The organism is Marinobacter sp. M-5, from assembly GCF_032911545.1.
GTDB classification, from domain to species: domain Bacteria; phylum Pseudomonadota; class Gammaproteobacteria; order Pseudomonadales; family Oleiphilaceae; genus Marinobacter; species Marinobacter goseongensis.
This window is the reverse complement of the sequence record NZ_JAWJEK010000001.1, coordinates 762,915-781,424: the sequence shown is the minus strand read 5'-3', so window position 1 is coordinate 781,424 and position 18,510 is coordinate 762,915. Positions and strand designations below refer to the sequence as shown.

The following is an 18,510-nucleotide window of genomic DNA, read 5'->3' as shown; positions in this document are numbered from 1 at the left end:
GCGGGGATTTTTTTGTGCCCGGTCAGACCGTTGCAACGGGTACCGATACCAGCCGCACCCCTTCCGCAGCGAGCGCTTCCGACCCGCGCATGGTGAGGTCCGTCTTGAAACGGAACTGATCCCGGGGGTCGAGCGGGTAGGCCTTGATTTTGTACTGCATCCCGTAAGGCTTGTTCTGCACCGACACCCTGACCGGCTGCTGCGTTTTGACCAGGGGGCTGGTGAAGGCAACGTCTCGCAGTGTATCCAGAATCGCGCGGACGTCATGATGGGGTTCAGCGTGGAACTCGGTGACGCACATCAGGTTATCGGAGCCGTCGTTTCCGTTGGCAATCAACGCCGTCCACAACGTGCTGTGGGGGATGATCACCACGTCGTCGTCGGGTGTCACGATCTCCGCAGAACGGGTACCGATGGACTTTACCTCGCCATATTTGCCATTTACGTCGATCCAGTCTCCGGGACGATAAGGCATCTCATAAAGTGTCACAATGCCGGCAATCAGGCTGTTGGCGTAGTCCTTGAAGGCAAACCCGAGGGCCAGCGCCAGGGCGCCGAAAATCGCAATCATGTTTTCGAACGACGGCTCCACCAGAACCGGAACCACCAGCACGATGGTGACAATGATCACCAGCAGCCGAACCAGTGGCACCGACGCCAGCAGATACAATCGTGCCTTGCCACCGAGCTGATGAGCCACCCGCGGCACAAGGTTCTGCACCACCATGATCACGGCGGACGCCAGCACCACCAGAAACAGGGCCTCCAGTAGTGCATCGACAGTTATATCGGAAAAGGCCGCGCTCAGACCAAGGTCACCCATGCTGTACTCCTGTCAAAACGGATCGACGGGGAAACCGTCGCTCTGCAATTGCCGCCGAATAGCCGGGTAACCGAGCGGGGTGATCCGCCACCTGGCCCCCTCCTCCTGGAAAGCCACCAGATCGGCCCGCCGCAACCGATTCAACACCAGAGCCACTTCATGCCCGGTCAACCCGGTGACCAGTTCAAGGCGGTCTTCATTGAGCGCGTCGTGCAGCAGCAACGCGTGCAGGGTCAGTGCCGCCCCCCGCCCCACCGTGACCGGCATCGAAGGCAGGCTGAGTTTTTCCAGCGGCGCGACCCAGCACGCCGGCCGGGTCGCCGGATGATGATCATCCTGCCTGTCGCGTGCCTGCTGCTCCTCGTCCGGGCGAGCCCGCAAGGCCTTTTGCCAGATTGCCAGGGCCACACCGGGAATACCCCGGGAAAGTGCGGCCAGATCACGAAGGAAACTGGCAGACTTCTGACCTTCATCGAGCTGATCCGCGGCAGCGGGCAGAACCCACAGCCCGCTGTCCGACATACGCGCCACCACGCCCTGCCGATTGCGCCGGGATGCCAGGTCATTGAGCCAGTGCCCAAGCAGCTCCCCGTGCATGGGAGCCGGTGTCAGTGCCTTAAAACGGGCGTCCGGCAGGCAATGACTCCAGAACTGCCAACACCAGCTGGTACAGCCCACCAAACCCTCGCCGGCACGGCCGGCGGCGACACGCTTCAGCAGCTCCCGGATCAGTTCGAGGCCCGAGCGATGGCGGAGCCAGAATGCCGAGAGTTCCGGAATCACCCAGGGCTGCGTCAGATCGCAGGCGTCCCACCAGGCCCGGGCGTCTCCCGCAGACAACAGCAGGTTATCCGGGGGCGTAATGAGTCGACGGGAGGCGCCATGCGTATCGTCCGCCAGCACCTGCAACGCCTTGTGTATGCCCGAGAACGGCGGCGCCACCAGAAACGTCACCGGGTTGTCCGCCGCACTTTCCTCGGCAGACGCCAGTAACAGCATGGCCATCCGCGCGTAATCCCGATCCGGCGCAAACCGCTCTAACTGAAGTTGCGACAGCACGGGCAGGTCATCAAGGCTGTCGAAGGCCTCATTATCCGGCGCGATACCGGCGCGAAGCTGGCCCCAGACGTTCCGAACAGCGCCCTTGATGGACCGGTGCACGGAGGTTTCAGGGAGCCGCCACTCTTCAATGGGCATCAACCCACCGGGCAACTCCGGAAGGATCGTTTGGTGTAAGGCATCATTCGCCAAGCGGAGCACTCCCATACAGCAAAACGGGTTTTATTCCGGCACCAGCCAGTTCATCGAGGTCGATACGTCGAGCGCTTCCTCACCCGACACCTCGGCCAACATCGCCGCCAGGCGCTCTTCAAAACCCCATGGCGCATTCACCACCAACATCCCGGAGCCGACCATCCCTCTGGTGGGTGGGCGCTTAAGGTGCACTTCACTGCACAGCACCGGCTTTACCGGACCGTCCACCACCGCACGTTTCAGCACCTGCTCATGGCCTGTCGTCAATATCGGATACCAGACAAGATAGACGCCATGGCGGCATTTGCACCAGGCCCTCCCCAGAGTATCGGCCACCTGCTGATAGTCGGATTTGATTTCGTAGGACGGGTCCATCAACACCAACAGCCGCGGCGCCGGCGGTGGCAACTGCCGCAACAACCCCCGCAGACCATCCTCACGGAAGACGCGGACCTGACCACGCCCGGCCCAGTCCGACAGCTGCTCGCCCTCAGTGGGATGAAGTTCGAAGGCGGTGAACGCGTCCTGGGCACGCTGGAAACGCCGGAACCACTCCGGTGAACCCGGATACTTACGCAAGGGCAAGCCGGGCGGGTTCATCTTCGTCAACACGGCCAGCAGCGGCTGCCAGTCATCACCCAGAGACAATCCAGCCGCCCAGAGCTTCTGCACGCCCTGGTCCGCCTCGGCAGTCTTACGGGAGCGTTCACTGCTCAGATCGTAAAGGGCACTGCCGGCGTGGGTATCAAAACATGCAATCCCGCCCGGCTTGGCCTGCATCATGCGCAACGCCAGCACCTGGGCGGCGTGCTTCTGGACATCCGCAAAATTGCCGGCGTGAAAGCCGTGTAGGTAACTGAGCATGGAGCATCCTGTGGCCGTTCATCATCGTTAGCACGCATTAGGCCCGAACATCCTCAGGGGGGCAAGCCAACTGGGGCCCAGGCGTTGGCCCTGTTATGATGCCAGCAACCCCGCATTCATTGGAGACAACCTTGTCCGCGAAAGCTACGTCAGCCAGATCCGGCAATGCCACAGAGCAGCTCTACGCACTGATCGCCAACGAGGAAGACGCAAGAGTCTGCAAAGACATTCCCGAGGAAGCGTGTCGGGAAGTGCCCCGTAATTTCTTTCTTATTCTGGCCAGCAACGTACTGACCAAACTCGGTGATCTGCTGATCAGCCCAAAGACCGTGCTGGCCTGGTTGCTGAGCGCCGTGGGCGCGCCGGCGCTGGTGGCCTGGCTGGTTCCGATCCGGGAGTCCGGATCCATGGTGCCACAGATGGTCATCGCGGCATGGGTGCGACGCAAGCCCGTACGCAAATGGTTCTGGACCCTTGGCAGTGTCGGCCAGGCCATCAGCGTTGTGGCTATGGCCGGCAGCATCTGGTTTTTCGAGGGTTATGTGGCCGGCGGCGGCCTGATCGCCGCGCTGGTCGCGTTTTCCCTCGCCCGGGGCTTTTGCTCCGTCTCCATGAAAGATATCCAGGGCAAATGCATTCCGAAAACCCGCCGCGGACGGTTGTCCGGGCTGGCCACAACCATCGGCGGCACCGCAACAGTGGTACTGACAGCGCTACTGTTCTGGGACCGGGGCGACCCTGGCGTCGGATTCTATACCGTGCTGCTGTTGCTCGCCGCCGGCCTCTGGATCATCGCCGGCATACTGTTTGCCAATATTCAGGAACATGAAGGCGAAACCGACGGCGGTGACAACGCCATCCGTGAGGCCTTCAACAGTCTGTACTTGCTGAGAGACGACGCGCCCTTCCGGCATTTCGTTATCACCCGGGCCCTGCTGCTGTGTTCGGCCCTGGGCGCCCCTTATTTCGTGGTACTGGCGCAGAAAGAGGCCGACAACGATTGGTTGTTGGGTGTTTTCCTGTTGGCAAGCAGCCTGGCCAGTTCCGTGAGTGCCAGCTTCTGGGGCTGGATGGCGGACACTTCCAGCCGACGGGTGATGATCCGCGGTGCCTCGATGGCCAGCGCTGTGTGCCTTCTGGTGGGCGTGATTGCCCTGTTTGCAGGCGAACGAACCGGCACGACCTGGTTCTATCCAGCGGCTTTTTTTATTCTGAGCATAGCCCATGCCGGCGTTCGCCTGGGCCGCAAAACCTATCTGATTGACATGGCCGGGGGCAACAAACGCACCGACTACACCGCGGTGAGTAACACGGTCATCGGTGTTCTGCTGCTCGTCATCGGCGGCTTCACAGCACTTGTTTCACTGGCTTCAGACATTGCCGTCGTTGTGACCCTGGGGCTGATGGGCCTGGCGGGGGCACTCAGTGCCATGCGCCTGCGGGAAGTCACCAACGATTGACCAAGAAAACCATGAACTGAATCACCAGGATCAATGTTTTGCTGCCCCGGTCCAGTAACATTCAACCACGAGCAGAACTCCATGCCCGGTGTGGTGGACGTGCAAACCAGTAGGCTGATCCATACGGCCTTTGGCTGGTACGCGATGACGCGCGAACACTATGACCGGTGCCCTGTGTGCCGAAGCTTACATTCTAAACCAGAGCCGGATTGCCTGATGGCGCCGGAGGGTTTTCAGCGCCCTGAAAAAAACCCGCATCGTGATGCGGGTTTTTCAGTTTTTTACTCTGACTGCAAACGCGCCGTACCTGCGCGCCTACAGCGCGGTGGTACTGGCACAGGCGCCGATCACATTCAGCTCGCCAACGACATTGAGCAATCCGCCATACTGAATATCCACAGCGTTGAACGCCAGCGTGGTATCCGCCAGCGTAAAGGCAGCCGCCGCGTCTCCTAACAAGCCCAGCAAGTCCAGAGTCAACACCTCCGTTCCGGAGAAAGTCTCCTGCACGACGCCATTAAGCCTGGTGCGGATGGTGACGTCCTCCAGCAAAGCCAGACTCACCAAACTTCCCCCCGAACCGCTAAGGGCAATGCCGAGCCGGTTCGGCGCCGGGTAGGTAAACGAATCCTCGATATTCAACGTAACGCTGCCACCCACGTTCGCCGTCAGAATCAACGACGTTGAGTTTGTCAGAATCTGGTCAACTGCGTTATCGGGATTCTGAACGGCACAGGCCAAACAGAGGCCGCCGATCGTTCCATTGGCGACAACGACGTTGTCCGGCCCATTCACCAAAGGCTTGAAGGGGTCATCAACGCCCAATCCGCAGGCGTACTCGTCTTCGCCGTCTGCCAGGGTACAGGCGTCGCCGACGCCATCGGTATTGGTATCTTCCTGACCCGGATTGGCAACGGTAGGGCAGTTGTCCGTCGAGTCGGGAACACCGTCCTCGTCAGTGTCACGGGGATCGTCAGCGGGATCACACAGGTCGTCCGGGTCCTGCGGACAAGGGTCAAACGGATTGTCTGTGCCGTCGCCATCAATATCCACATCACAGGCATCGCCCACGCCGTCACCGTCCTGGTCTGCCTGATTGGCGTTCGGCACCAGTGGGCAGTTGTCCGTCACGTCCGGGGTGCCATCGCCATCGCTGTCTGCCGCACTCAGATCTCCGCCGACGGCACCGTCCGAGCCACCAGTACTGTCCGACTTGCAGCCGCCCAGCGCCAGAGTTGCGGCGAACAACAAAGCCAAATACCACTTGAATCCGTTCATGTTCATTGTGTCGCTCCTGTGCCAGCTCCGCGGGAAATCACGTTGAATTCGACGCGACGATTCCGTTCGCGTCCTTCTTCGGTATCGTTGCCGCGCACCGGCTGTGACTCACCATAACCGTTGGCACGCATCTGGTCCGGAGAGACACCAAGATCGATCAGATAATCGCGCACCGAATCGGCGCGGCGCTGGGAGAGCTCACGGTTGTATTCCTCGGCGCCCACACTGTCGGTATGACCAGCCAGCTCCACCCGGAGATCGGCCTGCCCTTTGAGCGCATCCGCCGTGCGAACCAGCAAATCCCGGGCATTGGCGGTCAAGCGGTCGGAATTGAAATCGAAGGTCACACCCAGCAGGACCACGGATTGCGCCCTGTCGGTCTTAACGCAACCCACGGAGTCCACTTCCAGTCCTTGCAGGGTATTCGGACACTGATCCACGCCATCAACAACGCCGTCGGAATCGGAATCGGCGAAGTCCTTCTCGACCAACACCTCGCGCTCGACAATGGTGGTTTTCTCAATGATCTGCCGGCGAACCGCGCCAATTGGCACAGTCAGCCCCAGACTGAAGTGAATATCAGATTGCCCACTGTCAAAGGAGTCGTAAAAGTAGCGGGCATCACCGCGGATACGGAGCCCGGACTGAGTCAGCGGAGATGTCAGCAAGCCAAGGCCGGCATTGGCAAACCCACCAAACTCACTGGAGGAATTATTGGCCACGTCATTGCGGGAAACGCCTCCACCGATCAGCGCATAAGGCGAGAACTCGTTGTCGCCGAAAAAGCGATAGCTGATGTCCGCGCCCAATCCCTGTTGGTAATAGTCGGTAAACCCGGATTCACCGGTTTCAATCACGCCGCCAAAACCCTGGGGCTCGAACCACCAGTGCTTATCCAGACGGACGCCGTAGATGGCTCTGACCGCAGAGCCGTACTCATCGGTTCGGTCGCTGTCGGGATCGATGTAGACGCCCATCACGGATAACTCACGGGTGTGCTGGATGCTGTCTGCAGCCAGACCCATACCGGGGACAAGGGTTATACATAAGCCAGTAGCCCATAGGGCAGGGATTTTCGTTGGATTCCGCATTCCTGATGTTCTCCATCTCACGATACCGTGGAAGCTGACATGTCGTCACTCTGAACAAAACCTTTAAAAGTATAGGAGAGAAATTAGTAAAAGCTTGGTCCGGACGCCGAAAAATGGCGTCAACAAAGCAATGACACTTTTGAGTGACGGATTCCGGAGTGAGCGTTGATCAAAAGGATGACTGAAAGGAAAAAAGAGTGATCTTCCCATGCAATTGAATTGCATGAATTTTAAAAAACGCGACGCTCTCTCTTGGACAGAGGCAAACGAGGACGGAGGACAAACGTCATTATTTCGTCACTGAATCATTCATCTCAGCGACTGCTGAATTATCAAAACTAATTCTGGAATGTTATCAAAAATTGACCTGGATCAACGGAGCTGGCCCATAAAGACACCCCTGACACCCTCACAACGACTTGCCATCGTTGAGCGCCAGGGCCCCCTTGACGATCCGGTAAATGAACCAGATGGCGATGCCGAGCAGAAAGAACCAGCCAATGATCAGCGGTGCGGTCAGCGTGCCGATGACCAGCCACAACAGCCCGATCCAGAAACTGCGGATCTGCCAGCGAAAGTGGGACTCAATCCAGGTGCCGGCGACGTCGTCCATCTTAACGTAATTGATGATCACCCCGATCAACGCGGTGATCCCGATGAAGAAGAACAAGCCCTGGAGAATATAAACCAGCACGGCCAGGTTGCGAGCAGGATCGGTGCGGCGTGCAACGGGGTCGGAATCGGCGGGAATGAAGTCGTGGTCAGCCACTGGGTGCTCCTATCGGGTCATTACCGCGAGTCTACCACCGGGCTGGCAGCCACGGAACGTCTAAACCTCAGTGATTGTCCGGACGGTAGCCGACCCGGAACCCACCCCAGTGGCGGCCGTTCACGAACACTGGTACGGAAAGGTCGTGCATGATTTCGCCGGTGTCGCGGCGGTAGGTCTGCAGCAGCATGTCCTGGGTGTGGTTGCCGCAACGGGCTCCGGTGCGATCGTTGAACATACGCTTGCTGCGGCTCTTCACCAGATCCGCCTCCGGGTTACCTGTTGGAGCGTGGGCAAAATCCCGATTATGAGTGGGCACATAACCGTCTGGTGCCGTGGCGATGGCGAATACCACCGAATCATGTGAGTCCTTGACCTGCTCCTGTACAGGTGGCAATTGCTGGTCGGTAAACTGGTCGAACGCGCTGGAAAACTTTGGTGGCCAGGTGTCTGGAATCGGCGTGCGAGTTCTGTCGAACAACGCACCTTCTCGGATCTTTCCCTCGCCAATGGCCGCTTCAAGGAGTTTTCCGATCCGGTCTGCCCCGGCCCGCGCCTGCTCGTAAAAGTAACGGTGGTAACTGGCGTCACTGTTCAGGGCAAAGGCCGCGTTTGCCTGCTCCGCCAGTTCCATCAGCGTTGCGGCCTGCTCCGCCAGCGAGACGACACTCTGATCACTCTCGGAAATCTGGTCGCGCACGGTCTCGATCGCGCCGTACACGCGCTCCAGACTTTGCTCGTTGTGCTGATCGCTTTCCGCGATGCTGACAACCCGCTGCCGCAACTGGTCGGACTGGTCGCGGATCTGATCCAGTTGCTCACCAACACTCTCAACAGACGTGAGCCCCACCTCAACACTGCGCGCCAGATCTTCGATTCGGGATACGATGAGGGTGGTGTCCGTGCGGATTTCCTGCAGGGTTTCTGCCACTTCGCTGGTCGCCTGCGCGGTGCGCCCCGCCAGTTGTCGCACCTCATCTGCGACGACCGCAAATCCCCGCCCCTGATCACCGGCCCGAGCAGCCTCTATGGCTGCATTCAGTGCCAGCAGGTTGGTCTGTTCAGCAATGCCTTGGATAGTGGAGGTCACGCCCTGAATGCGATTGGATTTCTCATTCAGCTCCTGAATCAGCGTGAGATTCTCACCGGATTGCTGATGCACCATACGCACGCTTTCGATGGCATCGGTCAGTGACTGCCGGCCCTCTGCGCTGATCTCGCTGGCTTGCCGCGCCATAGCGGCAGCATCGGTTGCCTGGCGCGCCGACTCCCGCACGGTCTCGGTGATCTGGCCCGTGTAATCGGCCATCTGTGCGGTTTCTTCGACCTGTCTGTCCAGGCGCAGCTTGAGCTGATCGGCCGCAAACGACACCTGGGCGGCGGAAATGGCGTTCTTGTCGGCGCTGCCTGAGAGCGTGCTCACCAGCGCCCTCCCCGCCCGCGCATCTGCAAGCAGGCGCTCACAGTGGCCATGCAGCGGGCTCTTGGCCGGCAGCTCTTCGGAATCCAGTGCTTTCAGCCCGAGCTCAACCGGTTCCAGCACCCGCAACACTAGGTAAACCGAAGCGGCGACCAGCCCCACGATCACACCCACCAGCATTGACACGAACTCCAGTCCCATCAACGGCGATATCAATGCGGCGCCAACGGCAACACACAAGCCGATAGCCAGCCCAACCAACAGCACAGGACGCGCAAGTAATCCCATGGCAACCTCGTTTTTATCGTTATCAATGAATACTGCATGCCACTGAAGGCCCCTCTCGAGAGTAACCAATCGAACCGTTTTAATAACTGAGACTTTAGTTGATTTTACCGCCGGCCAGGCAGCACGAAAGGGCAGCCACGACCCGGCAGAATCCTGTCAAAAATCTTTTACCGTTCTGTCACCGGCCTGAACCCCGGGTGTCACAAAACTCACGGATGCTCTCCGATGAGCCCCCTCATATCCATATAAATCGGCCAAAGGGGCGAACTCTTTTACCGCATCATTTTTTAATCAGAGACCAAGGAGAGAGATGGGGCACCATCCGGTTGAGGACAGCAACAACAGCAATAACCGTCCGTTTGAGGAGATCATCAACGCCAGGCTTTCCCGCCGCAGAATGCTGACCGGAACGGCATCGGCGGCCACCGTCAGCGTTCTCGGCGCCTTTGGCCTGGCCGCCTGTGGCGGCAGCCGCAGCAGCAACAGTGGCAGTGCCGGTACGCCGGCAGATACGGGCGGTCTCACCGTCGCCCCGAACAAGCTCGGGTTCCGCGCCGTGCCCACCAGCCTCGAGGACAGGGTGATTGTGCCCGAGGGTTACCGTGCTGACGTGCTCTACGCCAAGGGTGATCCGCTGATCAGCGGGCTGGCCCCATTCCGCAATGACGGCACAGACGTGGACTATGACAATCGCTCTGGCGATGAACACGACGGCATGCACTTCTTCGGACTGAACAGCAACGGCCAGTACGACGCCACTGTTTCGGACCGCGGCATTCTGGTACTGAATCATGAAAACCTTGAGGACACGACGCTCCACGAGACCACCACTGCAAAACAGGACGCTATCGACGCCAGTGACGCGGCTACCCTGAAGAAAATCGTCGACCGCGAAATGGGCGGGCATGGCGTGTCCTGCGTCGAGGTCAGAAAAACCGACGGTAAATGGTCTGTGGTGCTCGACTCCCCCTACAACCGCCGGCTCACCATTTTTACAGAAATGGACATGAAGGGCCCTGTCGCCGGTGCCGATTTCGTCAGAACCCGGCTGTCTCCAGACGGCAGCAAGCGCTTCGGCACGATGAACAACTGTGCTAATGGCTACACCCCCTGGGGCACCTACCTGGCGGCCGAGGAAAACTGGTACGCGTATTTTGCTACGCTGGAGACGGCCGAACTCGACGCCCTGTCCGACAAGGAAAAGGCCTGGGTGGCGCGCTACGGGATCGGCGCCGCCTGGGCCTACCGCCAGTGGGACCTGGTCTCTGGCGACCAGTACGCCCGCTTCGACATTTCCGCCATGGGCGCCTCTGCCACTGATGACTTCCGCAACGAAGCCAATGCTCACGGCTATATCACCGAGGTTGATCCTTTCCGGCCAGCCCAGAAGCCACGGGTGCGTACCGCGTTCGGCCGCTTCTCTCACGAAGGTGCCTGGGTCGCACCGGTAAAAGCTGGCCAGCCGGTGGTGATCTATTCTGGCGACGATTCCCGCCGCGAATACATGTACAAGTATGTTTCTGCGGTGGCCTGGGATCCGGCCGACGCCAATGCGGGGCTGGTCGCTGGCGACAAGTATCTCGATGAGGGCACGCTCTACGTGGCAGTCTTCAATGAGGATGGCTCCGGATCCTGGAAGGCGCTGAGCATCGACAACCCGGAACTGGCCGGTACCCAGACTTATCAACTGGATGACACCACCAGTCTGGATTTTGACTTCCAGAATCAGGCCGAGGTTCTGGCCAGCGCCCGCCTCGCTGCCGACGTGCTCGGCGCCACTCCAATGGATCGACCAGAATGGGCCGCCGTCAACCCGCTCAATGGCGATGTCTATCTCACCCTCACCAACGGCAACGCAAGCAACCGGCCGGCAGACCAGCTGGATGGCGCCAACCCACGCGCGATCAATGCCAACGGGCACATTATTCGCTGGAAAGAGGACAACGCCAATCATGCCGCCACGGCGTTCGAATGGGATATCTTCCTGTTCGGAGCGTCAGCCGACGCAAGCACCGACTTCAATGTGTCCGGCCTGACCGCAGACAACGAATTCTCCAGTCCGGATGGCCTGTTCATTGATCCTCGAGGCGTGCTCTGGATTCAGACAGACGACGGCTCCAGCGGTATCCGCAGCACCACCAACAACCAGATGCTGGTGGCCATTCCCGGCACGGTCGGTGACGGTGAGAGCGTCACGGTGACCACCTCCGACAGCAGTGATCAGGCTTCCACCCCCACCTTTGTGGGACAGAGTGCCGAAGCGGTGCAGTTGAAGCGGTTCCTGGTAGGCCCCCGGGGCTGTGAAATCACCGGCATTACGATGACCGCCGATGCCCGTTCGCTGTTCATCAATGTCCAGCACCCGGGCGAAGGCGGATCGGCGGCGGAGTTCAACCGCGACGTCAGCACCTGGCCGGCAACCTCCGGCGACGCAACAGCGGTCGGTGAAGCCGACAATCGCCCACGCTCAGCAACCATTGTGATCTATCGGGAAGACGGCGGCGAAATCGCTATCTGACCTGGCAGGCATAAAAAAAGCCGACCACAGCAGTGGTCGGCTTTTTTGCTGAGGTCCGAAGGCTTATTTATCGTCTTCGGTCACCTCGTCCCAGCCCTCTTCCATGGAATCACCGGCTTCGTCCGCCGCCTCACCCATTTCTTCGCCCGCGTTCTCTGCACCTTCCTGCAGCTCACCCATGGCGCTTTCATCCTGGCCAGTCATTTCCTCAGCGCCTTCCTCGATGGAATCGCCTGCGTCATCCATCATTTCGCCCGCGTTTTCCGCGGCTTCCTCAAAATCGGCACCTTCGTCTTCCTGACTGCAAGCGGCAAGACCCAATGTCATCATCAGAGCCAGTGCACTCAAAGTTAGCTTGTTCATACCATGTCCTTTCGTTGGCGAATGTATATAACAGAGACAAGTTTATGGCCGACGGCCGGGGTAAGCAATTACACCGGCATTACCCTTTTGTTAACTCTCACAGCAAGTTAGCAGCACTCCATGGCCATTCAACCGATCCCGCCTGATATCTCCAGCCCGTCAAGCATCACGATGTGGTCCAGCCGCAACAGCTGACCGCGACCGATCAACACGAACTCCCGACCGGCACGGTTGAACAGGTCGCGGATACTGTCGTGAACGATCTGCACCTGCCCCGCATCATCCCGATATACAATCTCCAGCAACCGCGCAGATGACAGGTACTCGCGAAGCAAGTGATGAACAGAACAGTGCGTTGAGGACGTCGCGTTGGAGAAATTCCCTGTAGCCATGGCTGGCGCTTCCCTGTGTTTGACCGGCGATCATCAGTCTGGCCCAAAACCGGACACCTCGCCAGTTTCCAATTTTTGACACCATAACCATGGCCCCAAACGACCAGTTTTCACACTCCATGTTGCACTGTCAGATTGTCCGACATAAAGTTAAGGCACATCCTGATGACTGGAGCCCAACAATGAACGCAAAAACCCGCGACAATATGCACAGCCAGGCGACACAGACCGCCGTTGAGAGCGTCAACGCCCCTGCCGCCTCGTCAAAGCCCGGCAAGGACTGGAAAGACCCGAAACGCTACCTGTGGCTGATGGGGCCGGCATTACCCGGCATCGGCCTTGCCGCCCTGGCCGGCTACGCCGTGGCCCCGAAAAAACTGCGGTCACTGGCCTGGACCGGTCCCGCCCTGGTGCACGGCGTCATTCCGGCACTGGATCGCGCCATTGGTGAGGACAAGAGCAACCCGCCGGAGTCCGCGGTGAAAACCCTGGAGCAGGACAAGTACTACGACCGCATCGTGAAGGCCTTCATCCCCACTCAGTACGCCATGACCTTCATGGGCGCCTGGCTGGCCAGCCGCAAGAATACGCCGCTGGCTGACAAGATCGGCATCACACTGACGGTCGGCGCCATCAACGGCGTTGGCATCAACACCGCCCATGAACTGGGGCACAAGTCCAACAAGCTCAACAAACTGATGGCCATGGCCGCGCTGGCGCCCACTGGCTACACCCACTTTGTGGTAGAGCACAATTTCGGCCACCACAAGCGCGTCGCCACACCGGAAGACCCGGCCAGCAGCCGCATGGGTGAGAGTTTCTGGAAATTCCTGCCCCGCACCGTGGTCGGTGGTATCAAGTCCGCCGTCAAGATTGAAAAAGCGCGGCTGGCACGCAAGGGCAAGGGTTTCTGGACACTGGACAACGAATTGCTCCAGGGCTGGGCCATGAGTGCCGGCTTCTTCGGCGCCACCACGCTGATCTGCGGCCCGCGCGCAGTGCCCTTCCTGGCGGCCCAGGCGGTATACGGTGCCAGCCTGTTGGAGACGGTCAACTACGTCGAACACTACGGCCTGCTGCGTCAGAAAGACAGCAAAGGCAAGTACCAGCGCACCCAGCCAGAACACAGCTGGAACAGCAATCACATTGTAACCAACCTGTTCCTGTACCAGCTGCAGCGCCACTCGGACCACCACGCCCACCCGACCCGCAGCTTCCAGGCACTGCGTCACTTCGAGCACGCTCCGCAGTTGCCGGGCGGTTATGCCTCGATGCTGCTGCCGGCGTATCTGCCGTCCTGGTGGTACGAGATGATGGACAAGCGGGTGATCGATCACTACGAGGGCGATCTGAGCAAGATCAATTGGGATCCCGATCGCAAGGAAGAGCTGATGAACAAGTACGCCGACTATGCGGCGGCGGTAGCGGCTGAGGCCAAAAACCAGAAGGATTCCTCTTCCTCTGAAGAAGCTGCCTGATTTAACGGAGAAGGCCCGGTCAACGGGCTGATCTTTCCGGGCGCATACGGTTGATGCGGCTTCCCGGGACCGGCTGTGGCCAGGGATGGCCGCATCAGAGCCTGCATGGACGCACTTGCGGCGTGTCCCGGGAAGCCATACCAACCGTTTGTGCTTACTCCAGACTTAGAACCATTCGGACTTCATGTTCAGACAGGTATCATCCTGATTCCGCAACAACACCAGATCCTGCGCCACCGTCGGCAATTCCCAGTGGAAGAAATACTGGGCCGCCTGCAGTTTGCCCTGATAGAAGTTACGCTCATCGTCCGTGTTGGCTGACGCCAACGCCTTAGCCGCTGCGTTAGCCTGACGAAGCCACATCCAGGCCACGATGATGTGACCGAACAGATGCAGGTAGCAGGACGCGTTCGCCAGAGTTTTGTCCACTTCACCGCCCATCAGCGATTTACCCAGACTCTGGGTGACTTTCACCGCCTGCTGCAGGGTTTCACTCAAAGACAGCGCCCATTGCTGACAGCGGTCGGTGGTGGCCGCTTCCAGGTCCACCTGCATTTCCTGCATCAACAGCTGCAGGCCGTGGCTCTGGTCCTGCCAGATCTTGCGGCCCAGCAGGTCCAGTGCCTGGATGCCGTTGGTGCCCTCGTGGATGGGGTTCAGGCGGTTGTCGCGCCAGCACTGCTCCACCGGGTATTCGCGAGTGTAGCCGGCACCACCGTAGACCTGAATGGCCAGGTCGTTGGCCTTGGGGCCGTACTCGGAGGGCCAGGCCTTGATCACGGGGGTCAGTAAATCCAGCAGTTTGCCGGCTTCCATGCGCTTCTGTTCGTCGGGATGGGTGTGCTGGTCGTCCATCAGGCGGGCGCCGAACAGGCACAGGGCCAGTCCGCCTTCGCTGTAGGCCTTCTGGGCCAGCAGCATGCGGCGAACATCGGCGTGGTCGATGATCGGCACCTGTGGGGATTCCGGGTTCTTTTCACTGGCCTTGCGGCCCTGCAAACGGTCTTTGGCGTATTCCAGGCTGTGCATGTAACCACGATAGCCGATCACGGCCGCGCCGAAACCGACGCCGACACGGGCTTCGTTCATCATCTGAAACATGTACTTCAGGCCCTGGTGGGGCTCGCCGACCAGGTAACCGTGGCAGGGCGCATCGTCACCGAAACTCAGGGCGGTAGAGGTGGTGCCGCGATAGCCCAGCTTGTGAATAAGACCGGCAAGGCTTACGCCGTTGCGCTCCGTGGGGTTGCCCTCCTCGTCCACCAGAAACTTGGGCACGACAAACAGGGAAATGCCTTTCACCCCCGCCGGTGCGCCTTTGATTTTAGCCAGTACCATATGAACGATATTCTCGGTGATGGACTGCTCTCCACCGGAGATGTAGATCTTGGCGCCTTTGATCAGGTAGTGGCCATCCTCGGTGGGTGACGCCGAGGTGCGGATGTCTGCCAGGGAGGAGCCGGCGTGGGGCTCGGTAAGCGCCATGGTGCCACTGAAGCGGCCGCTGAGCATGTGCGGCAGGAAGGTGGTCTGCTGCTGCTCGTTGCCGAACACCCGGATGAGGTTGGCGGCAGCCGTGGTCAGAAACGGGTAGCCAGCCGTGCCGGGATTGGCGGCGGTGAAGAAACCATTGCAGGCGGCCATGACCGATTCCGGCAGCTGCATGCCGCCGAGCTCGTAATCGTAGCGACCGGCGATAAAGCCGGCTTCGGCGTAGGCGTCGAACGCTTCTTTGACCTGGGGCAGCATGTCGACTTCGCCGTTGACGAATTTGGGCTCGTCTTTATCCGCAGCGCTGTTGTGGGTGGCAAATTTTTCCCTGGCCATTTTGTCGGCGGTTTCGATGACGGCCTCGAAGGTATCGCGGTTGTGTTCGCTGAAGCGCTCGCGAGTGATCAGGCTGTCGGTATCGAGGACTTCGTAGAGCTGGAACGCCAGGTCGCGGCGGTCGATCAGGGTGTCGGTCATGCTTGGTCTCCTGTTAGTTGCCGATAGCCTCTCATACCTCCGTTTTTCGGGGAACCGGCATTTATGACATAATCATGGTGAATATCGCCAATCGACTCTGAGCAACCGGTGAACAAGAGTCCGGCGATCGGGCGTGAAAGGGAGCAAGCATGCGAACGGTTTCTGTCATCGGATTTGATGGAGCGCTTGCCAGTGCCATTACCGGCATCATCGATCTTTTCCGGCTGGCCGGAGTCACCTGGGCACGGATTAACGGAGAAGCGCCGGAGCCGCACTTCGCCACTCGCCTGTTGACCCGGGACGGAGCGCCCTGCCGTTGCATCAACGGGCTTACCATCCTGCCAGACGGCGCCTGGAATGATCGAAGCCCGGCACAGAGCAACGCCGATCTGGTCATCATTCCCACCATCGGCGGGCCAATCGAGCCGGTGTTGAGCCAAAACCCGGAACTGATTGCGTGGCTGGGTGGATTTCAGTCTTCCGGCACAGGGCAGGTTCAGGTGGCCAGTAACTGCACCGGGGCGTTCATGCTGGCCGAGGCGGGTTTGTTGAACGGACGGCAGGCAACCACCCACTGGGGTTTCAGTAATCAGTTCCGGCAACGATATCCCGCGGTGGATCTGCACCCGGACAAGCTGGTGACGGTGGACAACCACATTGCCTGCGCCGGCGGCGGGATGGCGTGGTGGGATCTGGGGATTTATCTGGTGGAACGGTTTGCCGGGGCGCAGGTGGCGCGAGAACTGGCCAAGGCGTTCGTGATTGATGTGGGGCGCACCAGTCAGGCGCCCTACAGCGCCATGCAGGCACGCCGTTATCACTCAGACGCGGCAATTCTGAAACTTCAGGACTGGCTGGACCGTCACTTCAGTGGGGCAGTCACTTTGGCCGGTCTGGCCTTATTAAGCGGCCTGACGGAGCGGTCGTTGATTCGCCGCTTCAAGGCGGCCACCGGCGATACGCCCACGGGCTATCTGCAGGTTCTGCGCATTGAGGCGGCCCGCCAGCAGTTGGAATATTCCAGAATGGCGGTTGAAGAAGTGACACGGCGGGTTGGTTATGAAGACGTCAGTTCTTTCAGCCGCCTGTTCCGCAAACACACCGGCCTGGCGCCGGGGGCCTACCGAGCGCGGTTCGGACGGTAATGTTCAGACACCACCCACTGGCCCGCGTTATGCATCGTTAGTCATTGAAGGCCATGCCATGGCCGGTAACGTAAAGAATACCGACACAGGTGTAAAAATGGGGAGGTTCGCCATGACCGCACCGATCAGACAAAGCCAGGCAGACATCCTGAGCAAGCTGTACGACATGAAACAGAAGCAGATTGCCCAGGCCGCGCAACAGGGAAACAGCTTTCGCAATCAGGTACTTGAGGCCGAAGCCGAGGCCATTTTCAATGCCCTGAAAGCGGTCCGCTGACCCCCTTTCCGGCCGCCCGCTCCGGCAACCCACAGCGCGGCATTCAGGAGCCGTATTTCTTCAGGCGGCGGCTCCAGCGTTGCTTGGCGTAGCGGCGCAGGTTGGAAACATTGTCGGTTTCGTCCATGATCTCGGTGCCCAAAAGCGTCTCCAATATGTCCTCCAGCGTCACTATTCCCAGCCAGGTACCCAGTTCGTCATACACCACCGCCAGATGCTGGCGCTCCCGCAACATGTCCGAAAACAGAAACTCAATATTAGTGTTTCCTTTCACCCGCTTGATCTTCCGCATGTGATCGAGCAGTTTCACATCTTCGTCCAGGGTGATCAGATCGGCCCGGTGGAGGTAGCCAAGCGCCTCACCGTCTTCATCAATCACCGGATAGCGTGAGAAAGGCGACTTCTTCACCATCTCCCGGAACTCCGTCATGGTGATCGCCGGTGGAATCACCTTGCACACGGTTCTGGGCGTCATTACCGCGCTGGCCTTGATTTCATGGAACCTCAGCACGTTCTGAATCATTCTCCGTTCATCTTCGTCCAGCGCCTGCTGATCGCGACCGATCTCCGCCAGGGCGCTGATTTCGGCGCGGATATCCACATCGACCTCACCGGAACCGATGCGGCGGGTGATCTGCTTGGACAGCCAGATGAATGGCAGCAGCGACTTGATCATGAACCCGAGAATGGCAGGCAGGCGCGGCGCAATGGTGCGCCAGTATTTCGCACCAATGGTTTTGGGGATGATCTCAGAGAAGATCAGGATCGCCAGAGTCATGATGGCCGAGGCCGCCCCCAACCAGGCTTCCCCGAACACCACCGCAACTTGGGCACCCACGCCGGTGGCCCCTACTGTGTGAGCCACCGTGTTGAGAGTCAGGATTGCTGACAGTGGATCGTCAACGTTGTCCTTGAGTTTGCGGAGTTTGGCAAACAGTTTCGGGCTATCTTTCTTGAGAGACGCGATATAACTAGGCGTCACAGACAATAGCGAGGCTTCAAGTATGGAGCACAGAAACGAAAAGCCGATCGACAGAACGGCGAATGCAACCAGGAGCGTCATAGAGACCTTGTGGACAGGAAGATATCGAAATTTTAACGAACGACCACAGGATTCGCTAT

At 59.4% G+C, this 18,510-nt stretch carries 16 protein-coding genes; 5 read left to right on the top strand and 11 right to left on the bottom strand.

All coding sequences use genetic code 11. The features are described from left to right. Window positions 1–22: 22 nt before the first annotated feature. From R0125_RS03600 to R0125_RS03590, 3 genes are all read right to left on the bottom strand, one after another. On the bottom strand, window positions 23–823 hold the full coding sequence (locus R0125_RS03600) for a mechanosensitive ion channel family protein (protein WP_248182764.1): 801 nt from the start codon (window positions 821–823) through the stop codon (window positions 23–25). 12 nt (window positions 824–835) lie between these two features. Further along, window positions 836–2,020, bottom strand: a complete 1,185-nt coding sequence (locus R0125_RS03595; RefSeq protein ID WP_317237169.1) for a hypothetical protein — start codon at window positions 2,018–2,020, stop codon at window positions 836–838. A gap of 84 nt (window positions 2,021–2,104) precedes the next feature. After that, window positions 2,105–2,941 (bottom strand): 23S rRNA (adenine(2030)-N(6))-methyltransferase RlmJ, encoded by an 837-nt coding sequence (locus tag R0125_RS03590; RefSeq protein WP_317237168.1) that lies wholly within the window; start codon window positions 2,939–2,941, stop codon window positions 2,105–2,107. A 131-nt stretch (window positions 2,942–3,072) separates the two neighbouring features. Here R0125_RS03590 and R0125_RS03585 point away from each other — a divergent pair, with 131 nt between their 5' ends. After that, on the top strand, window positions 3,073–4,401 hold the full coding sequence (locus R0125_RS03585) for an MFS transporter (protein ID WP_317237167.1): 1,329 nt from the start codon (window positions 3,073–3,075) through the stop codon (window positions 4,399–4,401). A gap of 315 nt (window positions 4,402–4,716) precedes the next feature. Here R0125_RS03585 and R0125_RS03580 read toward each other — a convergent pair whose 3' ends face one another. From R0125_RS03580 to R0125_RS03560, 4 genes are all read right to left on the bottom strand, one after another. After that, entirely contained in the window at window positions 4,717–5,685 is a 969-nt protein-coding gene (locus tag R0125_RS03580; RefSeq protein WP_410797547.1) for a thrombospondin type 3 repeat-containing protein, read from the bottom strand. Further along, complete coding sequence (locus R0125_RS03570; RefSeq protein WP_317237166.1) at window positions 5,682–6,704, bottom strand: OmpA family protein; 1,023 nt, start codon at window positions 6,702–6,704, stop codon at window positions 5,682–5,684. The genes R0125_RS03580 and R0125_RS03570 overlap by 4 nt, the downstream gene beginning before the upstream one ends. Before the next feature lie 475 nt (window positions 6,705–7,179). Further along, window positions 7,180–7,539 carry a DUF4870 family protein gene (locus tag R0125_RS03565; protein WP_248182749.1) on the bottom strand — a complete coding sequence of 120 codons (360 nt, stop codon included), beginning with the start codon at window positions 7,537–7,539 and terminating at the stop codon, window positions 7,180–7,182. Between the two features lie 67 nt (window positions 7,540–7,606). Further along, window positions 7,607–9,247: a methyl-accepting chemotaxis protein gene (locus R0125_RS03560; protein WP_248182748.1), complete on the bottom strand. Its 1,641-nt coding sequence runs from the start codon at window positions 9,245–9,247 to the stop codon at window positions 7,607–7,609. A gap of 310 nt (window positions 9,248–9,557) precedes the next feature. Here R0125_RS03560 and R0125_RS03555 point away from each other — a divergent pair, with 310 nt between their 5' ends. Continuing rightward, window positions 9,558–11,765 carry a PhoX family phosphatase gene (locus R0125_RS03555; RefSeq protein ID WP_317237165.1) on the top strand — a complete coding sequence of 736 codons (2,208 nt, stop codon included), beginning with the start codon at window positions 9,558–9,560 and terminating at the stop codon, window positions 11,763–11,765. Between the two features lie 63 nt (window positions 11,766–11,828). On the opposite strand, the gene R0125_RS03550 is transcribed toward R0125_RS03555, so the two are convergent. Then, on the bottom strand, window positions 11,829–12,128 hold the full coding sequence (locus R0125_RS03550; RefSeq protein ID WP_248181993.1) for a hypothetical protein: 300 nt from the start codon (window positions 12,126–12,128) through the stop codon (window positions 11,829–11,831). A 128-nt stretch (window positions 12,129–12,256) separates the two neighbouring features. Then, on the bottom strand, window positions 12,257–12,520 hold the full coding sequence (locus R0125_RS03545) for a hypothetical protein (protein ID WP_248181994.1): 264 nt from the start codon (window positions 12,518–12,520) through the stop codon (window positions 12,257–12,259). Between the two features lie 182 nt (window positions 12,521–12,702). Here R0125_RS03545 and R0125_RS03540 point away from each other — a divergent pair, with 182 nt between their 5' ends. Next, the gene (locus R0125_RS03540; RefSeq protein ID WP_317237164.1) at window positions 12,703–13,998 is read left to right on the top strand and encodes an alkane 1-monooxygenase; all 1,296 of its coding nucleotides are present in this window, start codon (window positions 12,703–12,705) and stop codon (window positions 13,996–13,998) included. Window positions 13,999–14,163: 165 nt separating this feature from the next. On the opposite strand, the gene R0125_RS03535 is transcribed toward R0125_RS03540, so the two are convergent. Continuing rightward, window positions 14,164–15,966: an acyl-CoA dehydrogenase gene (locus tag R0125_RS03535; RefSeq protein WP_317237163.1), complete on the bottom strand. Its 1,803-nt coding sequence runs from the start codon at window positions 15,964–15,966 to the stop codon at window positions 14,164–14,166. Window positions 15,967–16,115: 149 nt separating this feature from the next. On the opposite strand from R0125_RS03535, the gene R0125_RS03530 reads away from it, so the two are divergent. Further along, window positions 16,116–17,111 (top strand): GlxA family transcriptional regulator, encoded by a 996-nt coding sequence (locus tag R0125_RS03530; protein ID WP_317237162.1) that lies wholly within the window; start codon window positions 16,116–16,118, stop codon window positions 17,109–17,111. Between the two features lie 112 nt (window positions 17,112–17,223). Further along, window positions 17,224–17,388 (top strand): hypothetical protein, encoded by a 165-nt coding sequence (locus tag R0125_RS03525; protein WP_248181998.1) that lies wholly within the window; start codon window positions 17,224–17,226, stop codon window positions 17,386–17,388. A 43-nt stretch (window positions 17,389–17,431) separates the two neighbouring features. Here R0125_RS03525 and R0125_RS03520 read toward each other — a convergent pair whose 3' ends face one another. Next, window positions 17,432–18,451, bottom strand: coding sequence for a CNNM domain-containing protein (locus R0125_RS03520; RefSeq protein WP_317237161.1), 1,020 nt, complete (start codon window positions 18,449–18,451; stop codon window positions 17,432–17,434). Between the last annotated feature and the right edge of the window lie 59 nt (window positions 18,452–18,510).